Below are 18,008 nucleotides of genomic sequence, written 5' to 3'. Positions count from 1 at the left end.
GCGGCCCAGCTCTTTGCTATTATGCCTGCAACTCTTTCAACTTGGATGAAACATGCAACACCCGACTGTTTTTGGTATCAGCAACTGCGACACCATCCGCAAGGCGCGCCGTTGGCTGAGTGACAACGGCATTGATTACAGCTTCCATGACTACCGCAAAGACGGTCTGGAACAAGCCCAACTGACCCAATGGTGCGAAACCTTGGGCTGGGAAGCGCTGCTTAATAAGCGCGGCACCACCTTCCGCCAACTGAGCGACGAGCAAAAGGCCGGCCTGGACCAAGCCAAGGCGATTGCCCTGATGCTGGAGCACCCGGCAATGATTAAACGCCCGCTACTGGTAGCTGGCGAGCAGCAGCTACTCGGCTTTAAGGCCGACCAGTACCAGCAGTTTTTCGCCGAGGTTGCCAATGACTAAGCAAGCAGATAGCGCAGTACTGACGCTGGCCAAGGAGCTGATTTCACGCCCCTCGGTCACTCCGGAAGATTGTGGCCTACAGGATATGATGGGCGAGCGCCTGTCCCAGCATGGCTTTCATATCGAGCCGATGATCTTTGAAGACACCACCAATATGTGGGCCCGCCGCGGTAAAGAGAAGCCACTGTTCTGCTTTGCCGGCCACACCGATGTGGTACCACCCGGCCCGGCTGAGCACTGGCATACACCGCCGTTTGAGCCAACGGTTATCGACGGCTACCTACACGGTCGTGGTGCTGCCGATATGAAAGGTTCGTTGGCCGCCATGCAAGTGGCCACCGAGCGCTTTGTTAGCGACTACCCCAACCACAAAGGCTCGATTGCCTTTTTGATTACCTCCGATGAAGAAGGCCCGTTTATTAACGGCACCACCCGCGTGGTCGACACCCTGATGGCGCGCAACGAGCTTATCGACATCTGTTTGGTGGGCGAGCCCTCTTCCACCCACAAAGTGGGCGATGTGGTGAAAAATGGCCGTCGCGGCTCGCTAACCGGCGACTTGGTGGTAAAAGGCGTGCAGGGCCACGTGGCCTATCCGCACCTGGCCAGCAACCCGGTGCACCTTGCCTCTCCGGCACTGGCCGAGCTAGCAGCCACCCACTGGGATGATGGCAATGCCTTCTTCCCGCCCACCAGCTTCCAGATTGCCAATATCCACGCTGGCACTGGCGCATCGAACGTGATCCCCGGTGAGCTGAAGGTGCAGTTTAACTTCCGCTACTCCACCGAATCGACGGAAGATCAGCTGATCAAGCGCGTACTGAACGTACTGGATGCCCATGGTTTGGACTATGACATCGACTGGACCTACAACGGTCGCCCCTTCCTCACCGAAGAAGGGCCGTTCCTGTCGGCAGTCGGTGATGCGGTCTATAGCGTCACCAAGCAGCAGCCAGAGTTTTTAACCACTGGCGGCACCTCCGACGGTCGCTTTATTGCCAAGATGGGCACCGAAGTGGTCGAGCTGGGGCCAGTAAATGCCACCATTCACAAGGTGAACGAGTGCGTCAAAGTGGCCGACTTGGAGCAGCTTGAAGAGATGTATTACCAACTGTTGGTGAAGGTACTCGGCTAATGCACACACTTGACCCACTCAGCTTAACCGGATTACACCGCGAACACCTGCTGGAAGACGCCGAACTGGGCTGGGTCAACCGTGCGGTTATCGACGATCTGCGCAGGCTGCGCCAAGCCGCCCAGCGCGATGGCTTAGCGCTTGAGGTATTCAGTGGCTTTCGCGACTTTGATGCTCAGGCGCGGATCTGGAACGCCAAATGGCTGGGCCAGCGCACCCTGCTCGATGACCAAAGCCAAGCCCTGGATTACAACAGCCTTAGCGAGAGCGAGCGCTTACACGCCATTTTACGCTGGTCAGCCCTGCCCGGGGCTAGTCGCCACCATTGGGGCACCGATTTCGACCTCTACTCGCCGGCACTACTGGCTGAAGGTGAGCGCTTGGAATTAATTCAGCCTGAGTATCAAGCTGGCGGCTGCCAAGCACCATTGGCCCGCTGGCTGGAGCAACATGCCGCAGAGTACGGCTTCTTTTATCCCTATCAGCACGATTTAGGTGGCGTAGCATTTGAGCCTTGGCACCTGAGCCATTATAGTTGCGCCCAATCTTGCTTAGCGGCGCTCACCCCCGAGCTGTTAGCCGAGGTGCTTGCCAGCCATCCTATTGAGGGCAGCGAGCTGGTTGCCGCTGAGCTAAGCACGATTTTCACGCGTTATATCACCAATATCTGTTTACCGGAGCCATCATGCTAAATCTTTACCCCAGCCTGTTTGTTGCCCTCAGCGGCAGTGCCGCCGTGGCGTTTTTACTGCAGATGGTGGTACTGAGACATGGTGAACTATGCGCCGGTCAACGCGCGCGGGTACAGGGGCAGTTCACCACCATTACCAGCTGCGCCACCTTGGGCGCGCTGTGTGCCTTTGAGGCGGGCCAAGCCTTTTGGCAAACCGGCCTGTTGATTGTGGCCGCGGTAATGGGCTGGGGCATGAGCTGGAAACTCTCAAAACTGCGCATCAAGCAAAGCCTCGACCAAAACTGGTGGTGGCTGCTGGGCGCGCCACTGTGCCTGAATGCCTTGGCAGTGGTAGTTGCCAATCCGTTTTTGCTGTTCGCCTTTGCTCTTAGCGGCGCCAGCCTCGGTCACTGGCTGCTAGTTAAGGCCAAGCATCGCTTGAGCGCCTTCGACAAGATCCTGCCCTTTGCCGGGATTCTGTTTGGTATGCTCAGCATGTCAAGCGCGGCGCTAGCGCTATGGTTGGGTGCCGATCGCGCGGCGATGGCTCAGTACCAGCAAGGCTTTATGATCTTCGCGGTGTTGCTGCTCTCCAGCGTGTTGCTGTGGCTACTGCCGATGTTTCGCAATATCAAGCCCGCCGCCAGCGCCTTGGTAGTGGTCATGCTGGGCACCCTTGCCAGCACCGTGCAGCTGCAAAACCTGTTAAGCTAGCGAGTATACGGGCAACACCCGCCCATACCAATCTGGATAAGTTAATGTTCAGATATTGCGCAGGGAAAATCATTGAGGACAAGGAGGCGCTTGCCGTAACTAGTGGACTAATTACAAAAGCGTTGACGCTGTCATCAATGATTTTAACCAGCAAGAATGATCAGTTACTTATGTAGATTGGTGCAATTCAGGAGGCAACATGGAAGAGCCGTTCAGCCTTTGGCAAGCACTGCTAATTATTGTGGTAGTGATTGGGGTTATCCTCAGCAATATCATGGCACTTCGCCGCATGGGTGGATTTCGCATCACCCCGGAGCTGAAAAAAAAGATCCAGTCAAACAACCAAAAGGCCGACGATTGGGAAAAGGATGATTGGGACAAAGACGAAAAAGAGAGGGACTAGGCCCTCTCTTGTTATTTAGATATACCCGAACTTCCTTACTGACTCGCCAACTCAACCGACTCCTGTAGCCGCTTCACCATCTGATTGACTGCCTGTAACTGTACTGCGTCTTTGCGATAAAAACTCTTATGGTTACCGGTATAACCCCACCAGTCCCAGCAGCCATTCGGGTTTGAGCCAGCCCGCGCCTTCACCTGTGGATAGAGCATGATCAGTTGGTTGGTATCGGCCATACGGCGATAACCGGTGTGCTCGATATACTTCATGCCGAAGGTGCCATTTCGCAGATCGCTGTACTCGACACCCTGCTTGCAGCCATGGAACACCACGTGAATGCTGCAGTTCTCGGCGCTTTGCTGACAACTCGGCGGCACATACACATAGCCGGTTTCGCTAAAGCTGCTCTTATCTCGGGCTAAATCGGAGTCTTTGACAAATTCGAACTGGTTAAAGGCAATCAACTCGCCTTGGGGCGACTTAGAAGGAGGATTGGTTTGCTGATAGATATGATCCAACAGTGCTTGCGCCTGATAGTAGTCGTCCTGCTCACAGTAGTTAATATAGGGCGATTGGGTAATCTCGCACTGGTCGTTGACCTCGCTATCCGGCAAGTCGGTAATAAAAGCGTGCCCGGCAGGTAGGTCTTGGACAAACTGCATGCTTTGTTCATCCACCCCAAAGGCCAGATAGAGCTCTTTGGTGCCCACCACCACTGGTGGCTTCACGGTTTTATCGTCGATGCCAGTAAACACGTAGACCCTATCCTTGCTCAGGTTGCTGGTAGGGTCGATCTCCCCTTTCTTCTCAGCACGCTTTGATAGGTCGAGAAACGCATGGGTGGGCGGCACCTTGCCACCGTTGCTCAGATACATGCAGTTTTGCAGGGCTTTGGTCAGGGTCGGCAGCAAGCTGCTATCGCCGTTCACACAGTTCCACGGGCCGCCCGCAACAACACCGGCACCGATGGTTTCGGCGCTAAATGCTACGTGGTACTGCACCGCCATAAAAGCGCCGGAGGATAAGCCTGACACTGAAGTGCCCTGGGTATCGGCCCCCATCTGCGGCAACATGGCGGGGCTGGCATTGGCTTGCCACGTGCCTATCGCGGCACTCAGCAGCAAGCAGGAAATTGCATTTCGGGTAAAGCCTAAGTTCGAGCGTTCCATTTGAGCAGTCCTTTTAATGAAGTCACCCACTAAAGCTAGCTTATATTGACTTTTTTATCACTTAATCAAAGAATGATAGATACCGCTACACACTGCGGGCTTATAAAGCGATGGATAGCATCGGATTAAAAGAAAAATACCAGTCTTCAGCCGATAGGCTGAAGACTGGCAAAGGACGAATGGGGACAGGTTCACGGCAAGACTAACTAACCAACCTCGCAAACTTCTAATCGTTAGCCACTACGACCTGTCCACTGCGAGGCTGTTGCAATCGTTGGCACGTCTTTAGGCTGCAATTATTAACTTATTTGATAGTTACGTTTTGCTGCACAGCCTGCATTTTTGTGAACTCTTTGGCGAACTTGTAGTTAGATAAAACGAATCAGACTCAATTAACCGAGCGACATGTCCAGCGAGAGAGCGATGAAGAGAAAAGGCTAAACGGAAGAGTAACTAGGAGAAGTGCTACAAGGTTTGAGCTGGCGATAGGGCCTAAAGCCCTACCGCGAGACTATTTAAGATCGAAACTTAGCCGTTAAGATCGAAAGCTGAGCAGCCAACGCTGCACCTGTAGCCGCTTCCACAGCAGCAGTGCGACTACCAGCGCCAGATAGATAGCGGGCTCCTGCCAGCCGGATTTCAGTGACCACCAGTAGTGCCAGATCACCAGCAGCGCGGTAGGGAACAACAGGCCATGCAGCTGCAACCAGCGTTTGCCCAGTTTTGATTGAATCGCCCGGAACGACGTGAGGCTGAGCGCCAGCAATACCACAAAGCAGAGCATTCCCAGCCAGATATAGGGACGTTTGGCGAGTTCGGTGATAAACAGTTGCAGCGATAAGCCCAACTCAAGCAGCCAATAAGCCAACACATGGGCCAGTGCATAGAACGCCACATACAGACCAATCATCCGTCGAAACTTCAGCAGTGCTGGCAAGCGATAGCGGCGCGACAATGGCGCCAGCAATAGTGTCAGTATCAACACATGTAGCGCAGTCTCTGCCAGAAAGTGGATGATCGCCTGTACCGGGTCGCCGCCCCAGCTTTGGCTGGTAACGGCCAGTACCATGTACAACAGGGGCAACAACAACAGGCTGTGTAGGCCAACTTTGTAGGCCAAGGTATGCTTGGCCAGATGCTGATTAAACTGCTTCATACCTCGATTAACCTGCGCTAGTAAAACTTGGTTAAGTCCATGCCTTTGTATAGGTTAGCCACCAAATGGCCGTAGCCATTAAATGGCTCTGTGGGAATACGGGTGCGCCCCAACAGCCCTGAGTCGTCGATGCGCCGCTCGGTTGCCTGAGTCCAGCGCGGGTGGTCCACCGCCGGGTTCACATTGGCGTAAAAGCCATATTCATGGGGCGCTAGCAGATTCCAAGTGGTGGGCGGCTGGCGATCGGTCAAGCGGATCCGCACAATCGATTTGATGCTCTTAAAGCCATACTTCCACGGCACCACCAAGCGGATTGGTGCGCCGTTTTGCGGTGGCAGGGTTGTGCCATACATGCCTACAGCCAGCATGGTTAGCGGATGCATCGCTTCATCGATACGCAGTCCTTCCACATAGGGGTAATCGATGCCGCCACCGATGCGTCGGCTCTTCTGCCCGGGCATCTGCTCTGGGTCGTAGAGGGTTTCAAAGGCCACATACTTGGCATCGCTTTTGGGGCTGGCTTGGGCCAGTATGTCACTGAGCGAGAAGCCCACCCAAGGGATCACCATCGACCACGCCTCCACACAGCGCAACCGGTAGATCCGCTGCTCTAGCGGGCGGGCAAACAAGTCGTCGTAATCCAGCGTCAGAGGCTTATCCACTAAGCCGTCGATGCGCAGCGTCCAGGGCTCGACCTTAAAGCCTTGAGCATTCTCAGCCGGGTCATTCTTGGCGGTACCAAACTCGTAGAAGTTGTTGTGAGAGATGGCTTTGCTCTCGGGCGTTAGGCCGTCTTTATGCTCTGGGGGAATATCATCGAACTGCAGCGGCTGGCGGACAAAGCTTGCTTGATCATCGCCGCCGCCAAACAAGAAGGCATTAGCGGGAGCCGATTGCGCCAGTAAGGTGCCCGCGCCTAAAAAGCCCATGGATTTGAGCAGGCTACGCCGCTCTTTGTAGATGTGCTCGGGGGTAACGGCCGACTCCGGCTCTTCCCAGGGACGGTTCTTTTTAATAAACATAGGGCTCCCAAACTGGTCAGTGTCTACATTGCTATACGGGTATATGTAATAGCTTAGACCTGCCAGTCAGGGAGAACATTTCATTTAATTCAATGAGATTGCTGTCTATCCACCGTTTGCATACTGTCGTAAACGGCGCACACCTCTTGGCCGGTGAGATAGCGGCGTAGCATATCCAACGCCACATAGGCCGATACCAGCCGCACCGCCGAACGCGAGCGACCCGCCAGTTTTAGTCGCTGGCTGAAGCATTGCTCTGGGGTGGCCAGCGCGAAACACACCGTTCCAACCGGCTTCTCGTCCGAGCCACCACCAGGGCCTGCCACGCCGGTGACCGACAGAGCAATATCCGCCTCGCTATTGGCCAACGCGCCTTTGGCCATGGCCTGTGCCACCTCGATGGAAACCGCACCGAAGGATTCGAGCAAGGCTTCGTCGACACCCAAACACTCCATCTTAGCCTGATTGCTGTAGGTAACAAAGCCGCGCTCCAGATAGGCGGAGCTGCCGGGGATCGCCACCAGCTCGCTGGCTATCAACCCGCCGGTGCAGGACTCGGCCAAGGCCAGCTTAGCTTTGGCAGCAATCAGTAGCTCGCCAAGGTACTTGCTCCAATCACCACGGTCTTCGCTAAACACATGGCTACCAAGTTCCTCGGCTAACTGCTGGGCAGAGGTCGCGAACTCGGGTTGGTTGGTATCACCAAACAGCTTAACCTCGATGGTAGGTCGGGCGGAGCGGTAGCCCAAACGCATGCCCTGTGGCAGCGCCATGCTATCCAAGCGATCGCTTAACGATGACTCGGACAGGCCGAAGGTGTAGAAACGCTTCACTCCCAACTGCTGGCCTTGCTGCTGTTGTTGCTCTTGCTGCTGATACGCAGAGAGCAGCGGGAACCAGTAGTCGCTTAGCATACGCTTAAACTCGCTCGGTACCCCCGGGGTGAATAGCAGGCGGGCGCCATGGTGCTCAACCACAAAACCACAAGCAGTGCCGATGGGGTTGTCTACCAGCTCAGAGCCCTCTGGCAGCATGGCTTGTTTGACGTTGCTTTGTGGCATGCTCTTGCCCTGCGCGTCGTACCAGCCCTGCAGCTTGTCCAGCCAATCGTCAAAGCAGACTAGTGGCTTACCAACCAGCTTGGCGGCAGCTTCGGCGCTAAGGTCATCCGAGGTCGGCCCCAGCCCACCGTTAACAATGACCCAATCCGCGCGCTTGGCCGCTTGGTCCATGGCATCGATGATATCAACAAGCTCATCCGCCACTGTTTGGCGACGGCTGAATTTCAGGCCGTGTTCAGCCAGTTGCTGGCCGAGCCAGCCAGCATTGCTGTCGAGAATATCGCCCTGGAGCACCTCATCGCCGGTGCTCAGCATTTCAATCTTTAGCACTAGGCCTCCCGATAGAACTGTTTGATGGCATTCACCAGAGTACGCACCGCTTGCTCATCCACATTCAGGTGGGTAACAAAGCGGATCGGCTCACCGGCGCTGACCAAGATGCCCTGCTCTGCCAAGGCCGCAGATAACTGCTTGGCCTTACCCATACGGCAACGGGCGTAGACGATGTTGGTTTGCACCTGACTCGGATCGCTGTCCAGCTCGTCTATTTGCGACAGCAGCTCGGCCAGTAGTAAGGCGTTGTTATGGTCATCAGCCAGCCGCGCCACGTTGTTCTCCAGCGCATAGCGACCAGCGGCAGCAATAATACCCGCCTGGCGCATGCCGCCTCCTAGCATCTTGCGTAGGCGCTTAGCCCGCTGAATAAACGCTTCATCGCCTAACAGCAGCGAGCCAATTGGCGCACCCAGGCCTTTGGAGAGGCAGATGGTAAAGCTGTCGAAGGGGGCAACAGCTGCTCGCTCATCGATACCCGATTTAACGATCGCATTGAAGATGCGCGCGCCATCGAGGTGGAACTTGAGCTGGTGCGCCTTGGCAAAGGTCGCCGCTTCCAGCACGTAGGACTGCGGCAACACCTTCCCGCCGATGGTGTTCTCCAGCGACAGCAAGCGGGTCATCGCGAAATGGAAGTCATCCGGCTTTAGCGCGCCTTTTAGCAGCTCTAGCGGGATAGAGCCGTCTGCGGCATTGGCCAGCGGCTGAGGCTGAATGCTGCCCAGCACCGCTGCACCGCCAGCTTCATATTTGTAGTTGTGGGCCTGTTGGCCACACAGGTACTCATCACCGCGCCCACAGTGCGCCATAATCCCCAACAAGTTGGCTTGGGTGCCAGAGCTACAGTACAGCGCCGAGGCCTTGCCCATGCGCTCCGCCGCATACTGCTCTAACGCGTTTACCGTGGGGTCATCGCCATAGACATCATCGCCGACCGGGGCGTCGGCCATCAGTTGGCGCATGGTATTACAAGGCTGGGTGACGGTATCACTGCGAAAATCTATCATGGTTTACCTCTAAAACAGCTGTTACTTAGTGGCACTGAGCCACTGCATCGGGTCGGGGAATACAAACTGGTAGTCCAGGGTTTGCTTGATAAGGGCGTTATCCACCCATTTGTTGCTCCCTGGCTGGTCATTAAACTGTGGCGGTGGCAGCGCCAGGCACTCAGCGGCACGGGTGTAAAACTGCTGACGAGAAGGATGGCCGTCGGCGCATACGTTAAAGGTCTCCCCCCAGATATCACGCTTGATCAGCGCGCTAATCACCCCGATACAGTCATCGCGATGGATAAGGTTGACCGGACTGTTAGCACCAGAAAGGGTCTTGCCAGAAAGAAAGCGTCCGGGCTTGCGCTCGCCACCCACCAAGCCGCCAAAGCGCAGACAACTAGCTTGCCAAGGCCCATTCGGCAACAGTTGCTGCTCGATATGTAACAAGGTGGTGCCTGAGCCCTCCTCAGGCTGCTCGGGGGTTTGCTCGGTCACCTTGCCCTGCTGCGGGCCATACACCGATGTGGAGGAGATAAACAGTAACTTGGCTACACCAGCCTGTTTGGCTGCATCCAGCAGCGCGTTTATCTGCGCTTGATGATACTCAGCGCTGTGCTGTTTGCGCCCGGGGGGAATATTAATAATCAGCAAGTCGGCGTCGAACAGCTCGGCAGGTGTGTCGCCAATAATGTGAGGAGCCAGCTCCAGCGGATAGGCGTCTATCCCCAGCGAACGGGCCTGCTCGACCTCGGCGGCGGCGCGTTTGCTGCCCACCACCTGGTAGCCAAGCTCGATTAAGCGGCTAGCCAAAGGCATGCCCAGCCAGCCAAGCCCAACAATGCTGATACGGTTAATGGACATCCTTACACTCCCTGAATCGGCCTATGTGGCGCGCAAGCATAGAACTATAACAGAGAGATAGAGGCGCTGTTGAGGATAAAGTGACAGGCAAAAAAAACGACCTAAATAAATTTAGGTCGTGATAAATGTTATAGAAACGCAAACAGCTTTCGCTGAGTCGGTAACGCGTTTCCAAACAGCGGGAAAGTAGCGATAAAGCCGAGGCTTCATCGACAACAAATGCGGCTAATATGATGCATTTGTGTTGAAAACGATACCAGAAAAGGTTTTCAAAGCAAGAGGAAAATAAAAGGCAGAACATGCCTTTTATTAATTAGATGATAAATATCAAGCTTTGGTGACTGCGGAGTCGCGCACGATCAGCTGTGGATGGAACTCTAAGTCCATGATATTTGGCATTTGACCTTCTTTATCCTTGGTGTCGAGGATATCCAATGCCAGCTGCGCGGCGCGCTTGCCCATGTCTTCGATGGGGTAGCGTACGGTGGTCAGTTTCGGGTGTACGAAGCGTGCATAGTGGTTATCGTCGAAGCCAACCACTGAGATTTGCTGCGGAATGTTGTAGCCACGGTCACGCAGCGCCGAAAGCGCCCCCGCCACCATCGAGTCGTTGTAGCCAACCACTGCGGTAAACGGCGTATCGCGCTCAAGTAGCATCTCAACCGCTCGGCTGCCACCCATCTCATCAGGGAAGGCGCGAACCACCAACTGTTCATTGAGTGAGATCCCGGCATCTTCCAGCGCCTGCACATAGCCGTTGTAACGATGGGTACCATCGCTAAAGGCCAAGTCATCGGTGGTCACAAACGCGATATCGCGGTGGCCCTTCTCAATCAGGAACTGAGTCGCTTTGTAGCAGCCCTCGTTGTTGTTCAGGTGAATACAGCGGTCCTCAAAGCCTGGCACCAAGCGGTTGATAAAGATAAATGGAGTGTCGCAGTCGGCAATCTCCTGCAGCTCTTCGTCACTTAAGGCCATAGAGTGCACAATCACCGCATCACACTGACGTTGCAGCAGAATCTCGATGGCATGGCGCTCTTTGTCGGCGTCGTGTCGACCTGACATCACGATAACGTACTTGCCAGACTCAGCCACCACATCTTCAATGCCTTTCATCATCTGCACGAAGAAGGGGCCGCCACCCAAATCACCCACAACCAGACCGATACAATCGGAGCGCTTGCTGACCAGGGCTTGGGCAAAGCTGTTAGGACGGTAGTGCAGCTCTTCCATGGCGCGCAATACCGCTTCCTTTTTCTCAGGAGCAACCTGAGCGGTATTGTTGATAACACGTGAAACAGTAGAGATAGACACGTTAGCTAGTTGCGAAACGTCTTTAATGGTTGCCACAGAGTACTCCCTCGATGCCCATGATATTTCTCTATAAAAAACGATGCGACATGATACCAAGGGTATAGAAATCAGCATAGTCTGATCGTTTAACTGAGTGTAAACTGTAAAGAACTTCCAAGCACTTAGCTAGTCCATGCAACTAGACTAAGTCAAATTTTTGGTATTTGTTGAACTCCATCGTTATGTCTTTATTAAGCAAAATTCGTTGTGCCTTCACCCTTGGTCAAGGGGTACTGTTAGATATGCCGGAACCCACCGGTAATGAAGACCCGTACGCCCTGTTCGGCCAGTGGTTTGAAGATGCCAAACGCTCAGGCATTGTGTTGCCTGAATCCATGAATGTGGCCACGGTTGGCCCAGACGGGCGCCCTTCTGCCCGAATGGTGCTGCTAAAAGGCTTTGATGAACGCGGCTTTGTGTTCTACACCAACTACGGCAGCCGTAAGGCCGAAGAGTTGGAGGCCCACCCATTGGCCTGTCTAACCTTCCACTGGAATATCCTGCAGCGTCAGGTGCGCATTGAGGGCCGGGTTGAGCGGGTGTCGCATCAAGAGTCGAAGGAATACTTCCACAGCCGCGGCCGCGGTAGCCAGATCGGCGCCTGGGCCAGCCACCAAAGCCAGGTGATCGCCGATCGCGAATCGCTGGAGCGTCAGGTGGTGCAATACACCAAAGAGTTTGAGAACAAAGAGGTGCCTCTGCCCTCGTTCTGGGGCGGCTATCGCGTGATCCCCGACAATATCGAGTTCTGGCAGGGCAAGGCTGACCGCCTACACGACCGCTTCCGCTACAGCTTCGATGCTAAAGGGTGGATGGCGGATAGACTTAGCCCGTAGTCGTTCCAAATGACTCACTACATGCAAAACAAACAGTGATTAAAAAAGCGAGCAACCTGCTCGCTTTTTTGTGTTCAAAGTAACGGTTCACTAGCCGCCATAGGCATACTTTAACTCGCTATCTAGCAGCACCTGAGTCGGCCGCTGCTTCAAGCGATGTTGGTAGATCACCTGATAGGCCAGCACGTTCTGCACGTAGAAGCGGGTCTCGCGGAAGGGAATGCTCTCCACCCACACATCGGCCGGCACATCGCCGCGCTCATCCAACCAACGCGACACCCGGTGCGGCCCCGCATTGTAGGCGGCCGTTGCCAATATCCGGTTGCCTTGATAGCGTTTGAGTAGCTGCTGCAGGTAGGCACTCCCGAGGCGAATATTGTCCTCTGGGGTATATAGCTGGCTGCGCGAGGCGTAGCGGAAGCCAATCTTTTTGGCGGTCTCTTGGGCGGTGGCAGGCATGAGCTGCATGAGTCCACGCGCCCCGGCCGAGCTTACCGCACGCGGGTAGAGCGCGCTTTCTTGGCGCGCCACCGCGATAAGCAGGCTATGGTCGACCTTGCGCATGTCGGCAAAGCGGCGGAACTCATCGCTGTAGCTCAGTGGAAAACGCAGCTCGAGCTGGTCCCACTGCTTGCCGACTATCGCCGATTGCACACTGAGATCGTGCCAGCCCTTGTCTTCGGCCACTCGCCCATAATCGAGCATCACCGAGGGCGGTACACTGCGCATCAAGCTCATCCACTCGCTGCGCGCCGAGACGATCTGGCTAAGGCTATACAGCTCGGACACCCGCTGCACTGGCGGATGTTCACTCAGTTGCTGCAAACGAAGCGGGCTCACCTCGTGGCGTTGTTCACGCAGGTTAGGTGCTAAGTCCAGCTGCTGGGCTGCCATAAAGCCATAGTAGCTACGCTCATTGGCCAGCTGCTGCCAGATCCGCCGTGCCAGCGGCATCTGCCCTTGTTCGGCATAGCTGCGCGCCTCCCAGTAGAGCCAGCGATCTTTCTTCTTCACCTCATCCGGCAGACGCGCGGTCCAGCGCAGCACTTCACTCCATTGCTGCTGGGTCACCGCCAAGCGCAGCCTTCGCTCGATGCTGTCGCTGTCTTCCAGCCATGCCAACTGCTTGTCAGCCCAAGGCATCAGCGGCTCAGCTTTTTTACCGATGACCCGCTGCACTAAATAGCGGGTCGAGACTTGATAAAGCGGTGGCTGCTGTTGGATCTGCGCATCGAAGCGCTGCCAGTGAGCAATCGCCTGCTCCACATCGCTGCGTGCCAAGCGCTTGATGGCCAGGCTGGCGATCTGCTGGTGGCGCGCCTTGCTCATGGTGAGCTTGGAAGACTCGAGCAAACCATTAGGCTGCTTGTAAGCCTGCTCAAGCAGCTTGGCATCAGCCGCTAAGCTGCCATCAAAAGGCCTTGCCAGATAGTTCATCAAGCTCGGCTTGCGCGCATCGAAGGCCAGCAGCATCCGCTCCCAGCGCAGCTGATGGGTCAGCTTGCCAGCCTTCTTCCAGGCTTCGAACAGTGGGTCACAGGCCTTAGGGCGTGATTTGCCATAGAGCCACATCTGCTCAGCGCCTTGCCACGCTTGCTCCAAGTTGCCTTGTTGGTAGTGGGCAACAAAGTGATGGCAGCGGAGGTCGGTACTGGCAGGCTGGCGCGGATAGAAAGCCAGAAAACCGGCCCAGTCTTTACGCCGGGCAAGCTCTAGCAAAAAGCGCCGCTCTAGCGCGTCACTGAGATAATAGTTGGGGTATGCCTGCAAGAAGGACTCAACCTCTTGGCGTTTTACCCGGGTGAGATTGCCCTTAAGCTGGTAGTACTTGAGGTAGGGGTAGAGCACGTAGTCCTCAAGCTCAGACAGCGCCTTATCGGCCTGTTTCCACTTGCCGTTGCGCTGCCAGTCTCGGACCTGTTGATACTCGATTTGCTGCTCGGTAAATGCTTGCAGAGGTTGAATGCTTAGCGTCAGCAGCAGCGACGCTATCCCCGCACGAATAAAGCCTTTCACTAGAACACTCCCGGAATCGCTAGTCACTTGGCTTGAAAGAGAATGGCTAGGCTAGCAGTAAGCACCAACCAACCACAAGGGTCTGTTGTTAATTCGGATTCATTAAATATGAACCCTAATAACAAGCAGGCCCTCGGCTTAGATTAGTGCAGCCTGTAGCAATCTGCGAGTGTATTCTTGTTGTGGCGCAGCAAACAGCTGTTCGGTGTCGCCCTGCTCCACTACCACGCCGTGCTGCATCACCATCACCCGGTGGCTAAGGGCGCGAACCACCGATAAGTCGTGGGAGATAAACAGGTAGCTGAGGTTGTATTTTTGCTGCAGCTCAAGCAGCAGCTCGAGCAGTTGGCTCTGTACCGAGCGGTCCAGTGCCGAGGTAGGCTCATCCAGCACCAGTAACTTGGGCTTGAGCACCAATGCACGGGCCAAGGAGATCCGCTGGCGCTGACCACCGGAGAACTCATGGGGATAACGGTGGGACAGATCGGCGCTAAGACCCACATCGACCAGTGCTTGGTTGACCCGCTCGACCAACTCGTTCTCGCTTAACTCACTGTGCAGGCGCAGGCCTTCGGCGATAATCTCAAACACCGACATCCGCGGGCTGAGCGATGAGAAAGGGTCTTGGAAGACGATCTGCAGCTGCTGGCGCATCCGCCGCATCTGATTGCTGTTGTAGCTATGAAGCGGCTGTTCTTCGAAATGGATCTCGCCTTCGCTGTCGAGCAAGCGCAGCAGCGCTTGTGCCAGCGTGCTCTTGCCCGAACCACTCTCACCAACAATTCCTAGCGTCTCGCCCTGATTGAGGCTGAGGCTAACCCCATCGACCGCTTTGATATGGTCAACGGTGCGCTGCAAGATGCCCTGCTTAATCGGGAACCACACCTTGACGTCATCGGCGGTCAGGATGGTTTGCGGCTGCATATCCGGCAGTTCGCCGCGTTTCGGCTCGGCGTCCAGCAACTCTTGGGTGTAGGGGTGTTGTGGGTTGGCAAACAGCTGTTGGCAGGTCTGTTCCTCTAGCAACTCGCCATGACGCATCACCGCCACCCGGTCGGCATAGTGGCGCACCACATTCAAATCGTGGGTAATCAACAACATTGCCATATCCAGACGCTGCTGCAGCTCGCGCAGCAAGTCGAGGATCTGCCGCTGAATAGTCACATCCAAGGCGGTAGTTGGCTCATCGGCAATCAATAGCTTCGGCTCATTGGCCAGCGCCATGGCAATCATTACCCGCTGACGCTGTCCGCCGCTTAGCTCATGGGGATAAGCGCCCAGCCGCTTCTCTGGCTCGGGAATGCCCACCAGCTCCAAAAGTTCCAATACCCGCTCGCGCGCCTGTTTGCGGGCTAAGCCGCGGTGGATAAACAAGATCTCGGCGATCTGTTTTTCTACGGAATGCAGAGGATTGAGCGAAGTCAGCGGTTCTTGGAATACCATCGCCACTTTGTCGCCGCGCAGTGCGCGCATGATCTCTTTGGGCTGATTAAGGATGGCCTCGCCATCGAGGCGGATATCGCCCTCAACCTTGGCCGAATGCTCCAGTAGCGAAAGCACCGATAAGGCGGTGACCGACTTACCCGAGCCACTCTCGCCCACCAGCGCCAACACCTCGCCGCTGTTTAGTGCCAGGTTAACCCCTTTGACTACCTCATCACCGTCGCCGAAGCGAACCCGTAAGTCGTTAATTTCTAATAAGGCGCTCATACTACATCCGCTTACGAGGGTCGAAGGCATCGCGGGCCGCTTCGCCGATAAACACCAGCAAAACCAAGATCCCGGACATGGAGAAAAAGGCGGTCAGGCCGAGCCAAGGTGCCTGCAGGTTATTTTTGCCCTGCGCCACCATCTCGCCCAGCGACGGCGAGCCCGGCGGCAAACCAAAGCCAAGATAATCCAGCGCAGTCAGTGCAGTCAGTGCAGTCAGCCCGCCAATAAAGATAAATGGCAGGAAGGTCACGGTGGCAATCATCGCATTCGGCAGAATATGGCGCGCCATAATCGCCACATCGCCCAGGCCCAACGCGCGCGCCGCTTTGACGTACTCAAGGTTGCGGCCACGCAAAAACTCGGCCCGCACCACATCCACCAGCGCCATCCAGCTAAACAGCAGTAAGATGCCGAGCAGCCACCAAAAGTTTGGCTGCACCAAGCTGGAGAGGATAATCAGCAAGAACATCTGCGGCATGCCCGACCACACTTCGATAAAGCGCTGCCCGAGCAGGTCGATACGGCCACCAAAATAGCCCTGCATCGCCCCTGCCGCCACACCGATCACCGACGAGGACGTAGCCAGTACCAGCGCAAACAGCACCGAGATGCGGAATCCGTAGATCAGGCGGGCGAACACATCGCGCCCTTGGTCATCTGTGCCGAGCCAGTTTACCGAGGTCGGCGGCGATGGCGCGGGCTCGGTCAGATCGAAGTTAATGGTATCGTAGGAAAAGCGCACCGGCGCCCAGTACAGCCGGCCTTCGGCTTCGATAAGATCGACGATATAAGGATCGCGATAGTCTGCCGGAATATCAAAATCCCCACCGAAGTCCAGCTCACTGTAGGCGTTCATAAGCGGGCTCATCCAGCGGTCTTGATAGTGAATCAGCAGCGGTTCGTCGTTGGCAATTAGCTCGGCGACCAGCGAGAGCAGAAACAGCGCCAGAAACAGCCACAGGCTCCAGTAGCCGCGCTTGTTGGCACGAAACTGCGACCAACGGCGTTGGTTGATTGGGCTGGCTTTAATACGCTGCCATTGGGTAACTAATCCCATTAGCCCCTCCTCTCAAAATCGATACGAGGGTCGATCAGGGTATAGGTGATATCGCTCACTAGCTTGAGCACCAAACCAATCAGCGTCGAGATATACAAGGTGCCAAACACCACCGGATAGTCACGGTTAACCACCGACTCAAAGCCGAGTAGCCCCAGACCATCGAGGGAGAAGATCACCTCAATCATAAACGAGCCGGTCAGGAAGATACTGACCAAGGTCGCTGGCAGGCCGGAGATCACCAGCAGCATGGCATTGCGGAACACGTGGCCATAGAGCACCCGGTTCTCGGTCAGGCCCTTGGCGCGTGCGGTCAGCACGTATTGCTTGTTGATCTCATCAAGGAAGGAGTTCTTGGTGAGCATGGTTAGTGTGGCGAAGCTTGAGATCACCATAGCGGTCACCGGCAGCGCTAAGTGCCAGAAGTAATCGAGCACCTTCTGTCCGGCGCTAAGGGTTTCCCAATCCGGCGAGGTCAAGCCGCGTAGCGGGAACCAACTTAGGTAGGAGCCACCGGCAAACACCACTATCAGCATAATCGCGAACAGGAAGTTGGGGATGGCAAAGCCAATGGTGACCACCGTCGAGCTCCAGATATCGAAGCGTGAGCCGTGGCTGACCGCCTTGCGGATCCCCAAGGGTATCGATATGCCATAGACCAGCAGCGTGGTCCATAAACCCAGTGATATCGAGACCGGCATCTTCTCTATGATCAGCTCAATCACACTGGAGTCGCGGTAGAAGCTATCACCAAAGTCAAAGCGCAGGTAATTCCACAGCATGTCCACGTAGCGCTCGAGCATTGGCTTATCAAAGCCATACAGCTCCTCGAGCTCGGCGATCAGCTCCGGCGGCATACCTTGTGCGCCGCGATACTGGCTCTGGCTACCGCTGCTAATGGTGGTGGAGAGTAGCTCGCCATCCACCCCGGCATCGACCCGGCGGGTTGCCGAGGTATCCAGCCCTTGTAGCTTGGCAATGGCTTGCTCAACCGGCCCACCCGGGGCCGACTGAATGATCACAAAATTCAGCGTCATGATCCCCAGCAAGGTGGGGATCATCAACAGCAAACGTCGAATGATATAAGCGGTCATAA

At 55.6% G+C, this 18,008-nt stretch carries 17 protein-coding genes; 6 read left to right on the top strand and 11 right to left on the bottom strand.

Going from position 1 to position 18,008, the window contains the following annotated elements; all coding sequences use genetic code 11:
* Positions 1-52: 52 nt before the first annotated feature.
* From G461_RS0119395 to G461_RS0119370, 5 genes are all read left to right on the top strand, one after another.
* Positions 53-418 carry an ArsC family reductase gene (locus tag G461_RS0119395; RefSeq protein ID WP_026973081.1) on the top strand — a complete coding sequence of 122 codons (366 nt, stop codon included), beginning with the start codon at positions 53-55 and terminating at the stop codon, positions 416-418.
* Positions 411-1,553 (top strand): succinyl-diaminopimelate desuccinylase, encoded by a 1,143-nt coding sequence (dapE, locus tag G461_RS0119390; protein WP_035480744.1) that lies wholly within the window; start codon positions 411-413, stop codon positions 1,551-1,553. Before G461_RS0119395 ends, dapE begins: the two co-directional genes overlap by 8 nt.
* Positions 1,553-2,245, top strand: a complete 693-nt coding sequence (locus G461_RS0119385; protein ID WP_026973079.1) for a M15 family metallopeptidase — start codon at positions 1,553-1,555, stop codon at positions 2,243-2,245. Before dapE ends, G461_RS0119385 begins: the two co-directional genes overlap by 1 nt.
* Positions 2,239-2,940, top strand: coding sequence for a hypothetical protein (locus G461_RS0119380; protein WP_026973078.1), 702 nt, complete (start codon positions 2,239-2,241; stop codon positions 2,938-2,940). The genes G461_RS0119385 and G461_RS0119380 overlap by 7 nt, the downstream gene beginning before the upstream one ends.
* A 199-nt stretch (positions 2,941-3,139) precedes the next feature.
* On the top strand, positions 3,140-3,343 hold the full coding sequence (locus G461_RS0119370; protein ID WP_026973077.1) for a DUF2897 family protein: 204 nt from the start codon (positions 3,140-3,142) through the stop codon (positions 3,341-3,343).
* Between the two features lie 35 nt (positions 3,344-3,378).
* Here G461_RS0119370 and G461_RS0119365 read toward each other — a convergent pair whose 3' ends face one another.
* The 7 genes from G461_RS0119365 to G461_RS0119335 form a co-directional block, all read right to left on the bottom strand.
* Positions 3,379-4,509, bottom strand: a complete 1,131-nt coding sequence (locus G461_RS0119365; RefSeq protein ID WP_051333701.1) for an extracellular catalytic domain type 2 short-chain-length polyhydroxyalkanoate depolymerase — start codon at positions 4,507-4,509, stop codon at positions 3,379-3,381.
* 535 nt (positions 4,510-5,044) lie between these two features.
* A complete protein-coding gene (locus G461_RS0119360; protein WP_051333700.1) occupies positions 5,045-5,665 on the bottom strand; it encodes a protein-methionine-sulfoxide reductase heme-binding subunit MsrQ in 621 nt (206 codons plus the stop codon).
* Between the two features lie 17 nt (positions 5,666-5,682).
* Positions 5,683-6,687, bottom strand: a complete 1,005-nt coding sequence (gene msrP / locus G461_RS0119355; RefSeq protein WP_026973074.1) for a protein-methionine-sulfoxide reductase catalytic subunit MsrP — start codon at positions 6,685-6,687, stop codon at positions 5,683-5,685.
* An 89-nt stretch (positions 6,688-6,776) separates the two neighbouring features.
* Positions 6,777-8,078, bottom strand: coding sequence for a CinA family nicotinamide mononucleotide deamidase-related protein (locus G461_RS0119350; RefSeq protein ID WP_026973073.1), 1,302 nt, complete (start codon positions 8,076-8,078; stop codon positions 6,777-6,779).
* Positions 8,078-9,091 carry a low-specificity L-threonine aldolase gene (ltaE, locus tag G461_RS0119345; RefSeq protein WP_026973072.1) on the bottom strand — a complete coding sequence of 338 codons (1,014 nt, stop codon included), beginning with the start codon at positions 9,089-9,091 and terminating at the stop codon, positions 8,078-8,080. The genes G461_RS0119350 and ltaE overlap by 1 nt, the downstream gene beginning before the upstream one ends.
* A 21-nt stretch (positions 9,092-9,112) precedes the next feature.
* Positions 9,113-9,937 (bottom strand): SDR family oxidoreductase, encoded by an 825-nt coding sequence (locus tag G461_RS0119340; protein WP_026973071.1) that lies wholly within the window; start codon positions 9,935-9,937, stop codon positions 9,113-9,115.
* Positions 9,938-10,264: 327 nt separating this feature from the next.
* A complete protein-coding gene (locus G461_RS0119335) occupies positions 10,265-11,287 on the bottom strand; it encodes a LacI family DNA-binding transcriptional regulator (protein ID WP_026959703.1) in 1,023 nt (340 codons plus the stop codon).
* A gap of 185 nt (positions 11,288-11,472) precedes the next feature.
* Between G461_RS0119335 and pdxH the strand changes: the two genes are divergently transcribed.
* A complete protein-coding gene (pdxH, locus tag G461_RS0119330; protein ID WP_026959704.1) occupies positions 11,473-12,126 on the top strand; it encodes a pyridoxamine 5'-phosphate oxidase in 654 nt (217 codons plus the stop codon).
* Between the two features lie 90 nt (positions 12,127-12,216).
* Here the strand turns inward: pdxH and G461_RS0119325 are convergent, their stop codons facing one another.
* The 4 genes from G461_RS0119325 to G461_RS0119310 all read right to left on the bottom strand — a co-directional run bounded on the left by G461_RS0119325 (position 12,217) and on the right by G461_RS0119310 (position 18,006).
* On the bottom strand, positions 12,217-14,142 hold the full coding sequence (locus tag G461_RS0119325) for a transglycosylase SLT domain-containing protein (RefSeq protein WP_026973070.1): 1,926 nt from the start codon (positions 14,140-14,142) through the stop codon (positions 12,217-12,219).
* 138 nt (positions 14,143-14,280) lie between these two features.
* Entirely contained in the window at positions 14,281-15,852 is a 1,572-nt protein-coding gene (locus G461_RS0119320; protein ID WP_026973069.1) for an ABC transporter ATP-binding protein, read from the bottom strand.
* Position 15,853: 1 nt separating this feature from the next.
* On the bottom strand, positions 15,854-16,912 hold the full coding sequence (locus tag G461_RS0119315; RefSeq protein ID WP_026973068.1) for an ABC transporter permease: 1,059 nt from the start codon (positions 16,910-16,912) through the stop codon (positions 15,854-15,856).
* Positions 16,912-18,006 carry a microcin C ABC transporter permease YejB gene (locus G461_RS0119310; protein ID WP_026973067.1) on the bottom strand — a complete coding sequence of 365 codons (1,095 nt, stop codon included), beginning with the start codon at positions 18,004-18,006 and terminating at the stop codon, positions 16,912-16,914. The genes G461_RS0119315 and G461_RS0119310 overlap by 1 nt, the downstream gene beginning before the upstream one ends.
* Between the last annotated feature and the right edge of the window lie 2 nt (positions 18,007-18,008).

It is taken from the genome of Aliagarivorans marinus DSM 23064 (genome assembly GCF_000429485.1).
GTDB classification, from domain to species: Bacteria; Pseudomonadota; Gammaproteobacteria; order Enterobacterales; family Celerinatantimonadaceae; genus Aliagarivorans; species Aliagarivorans marinus.
This window is presented reverse-complemented; position numbering and strand designations above follow the sequence as displayed.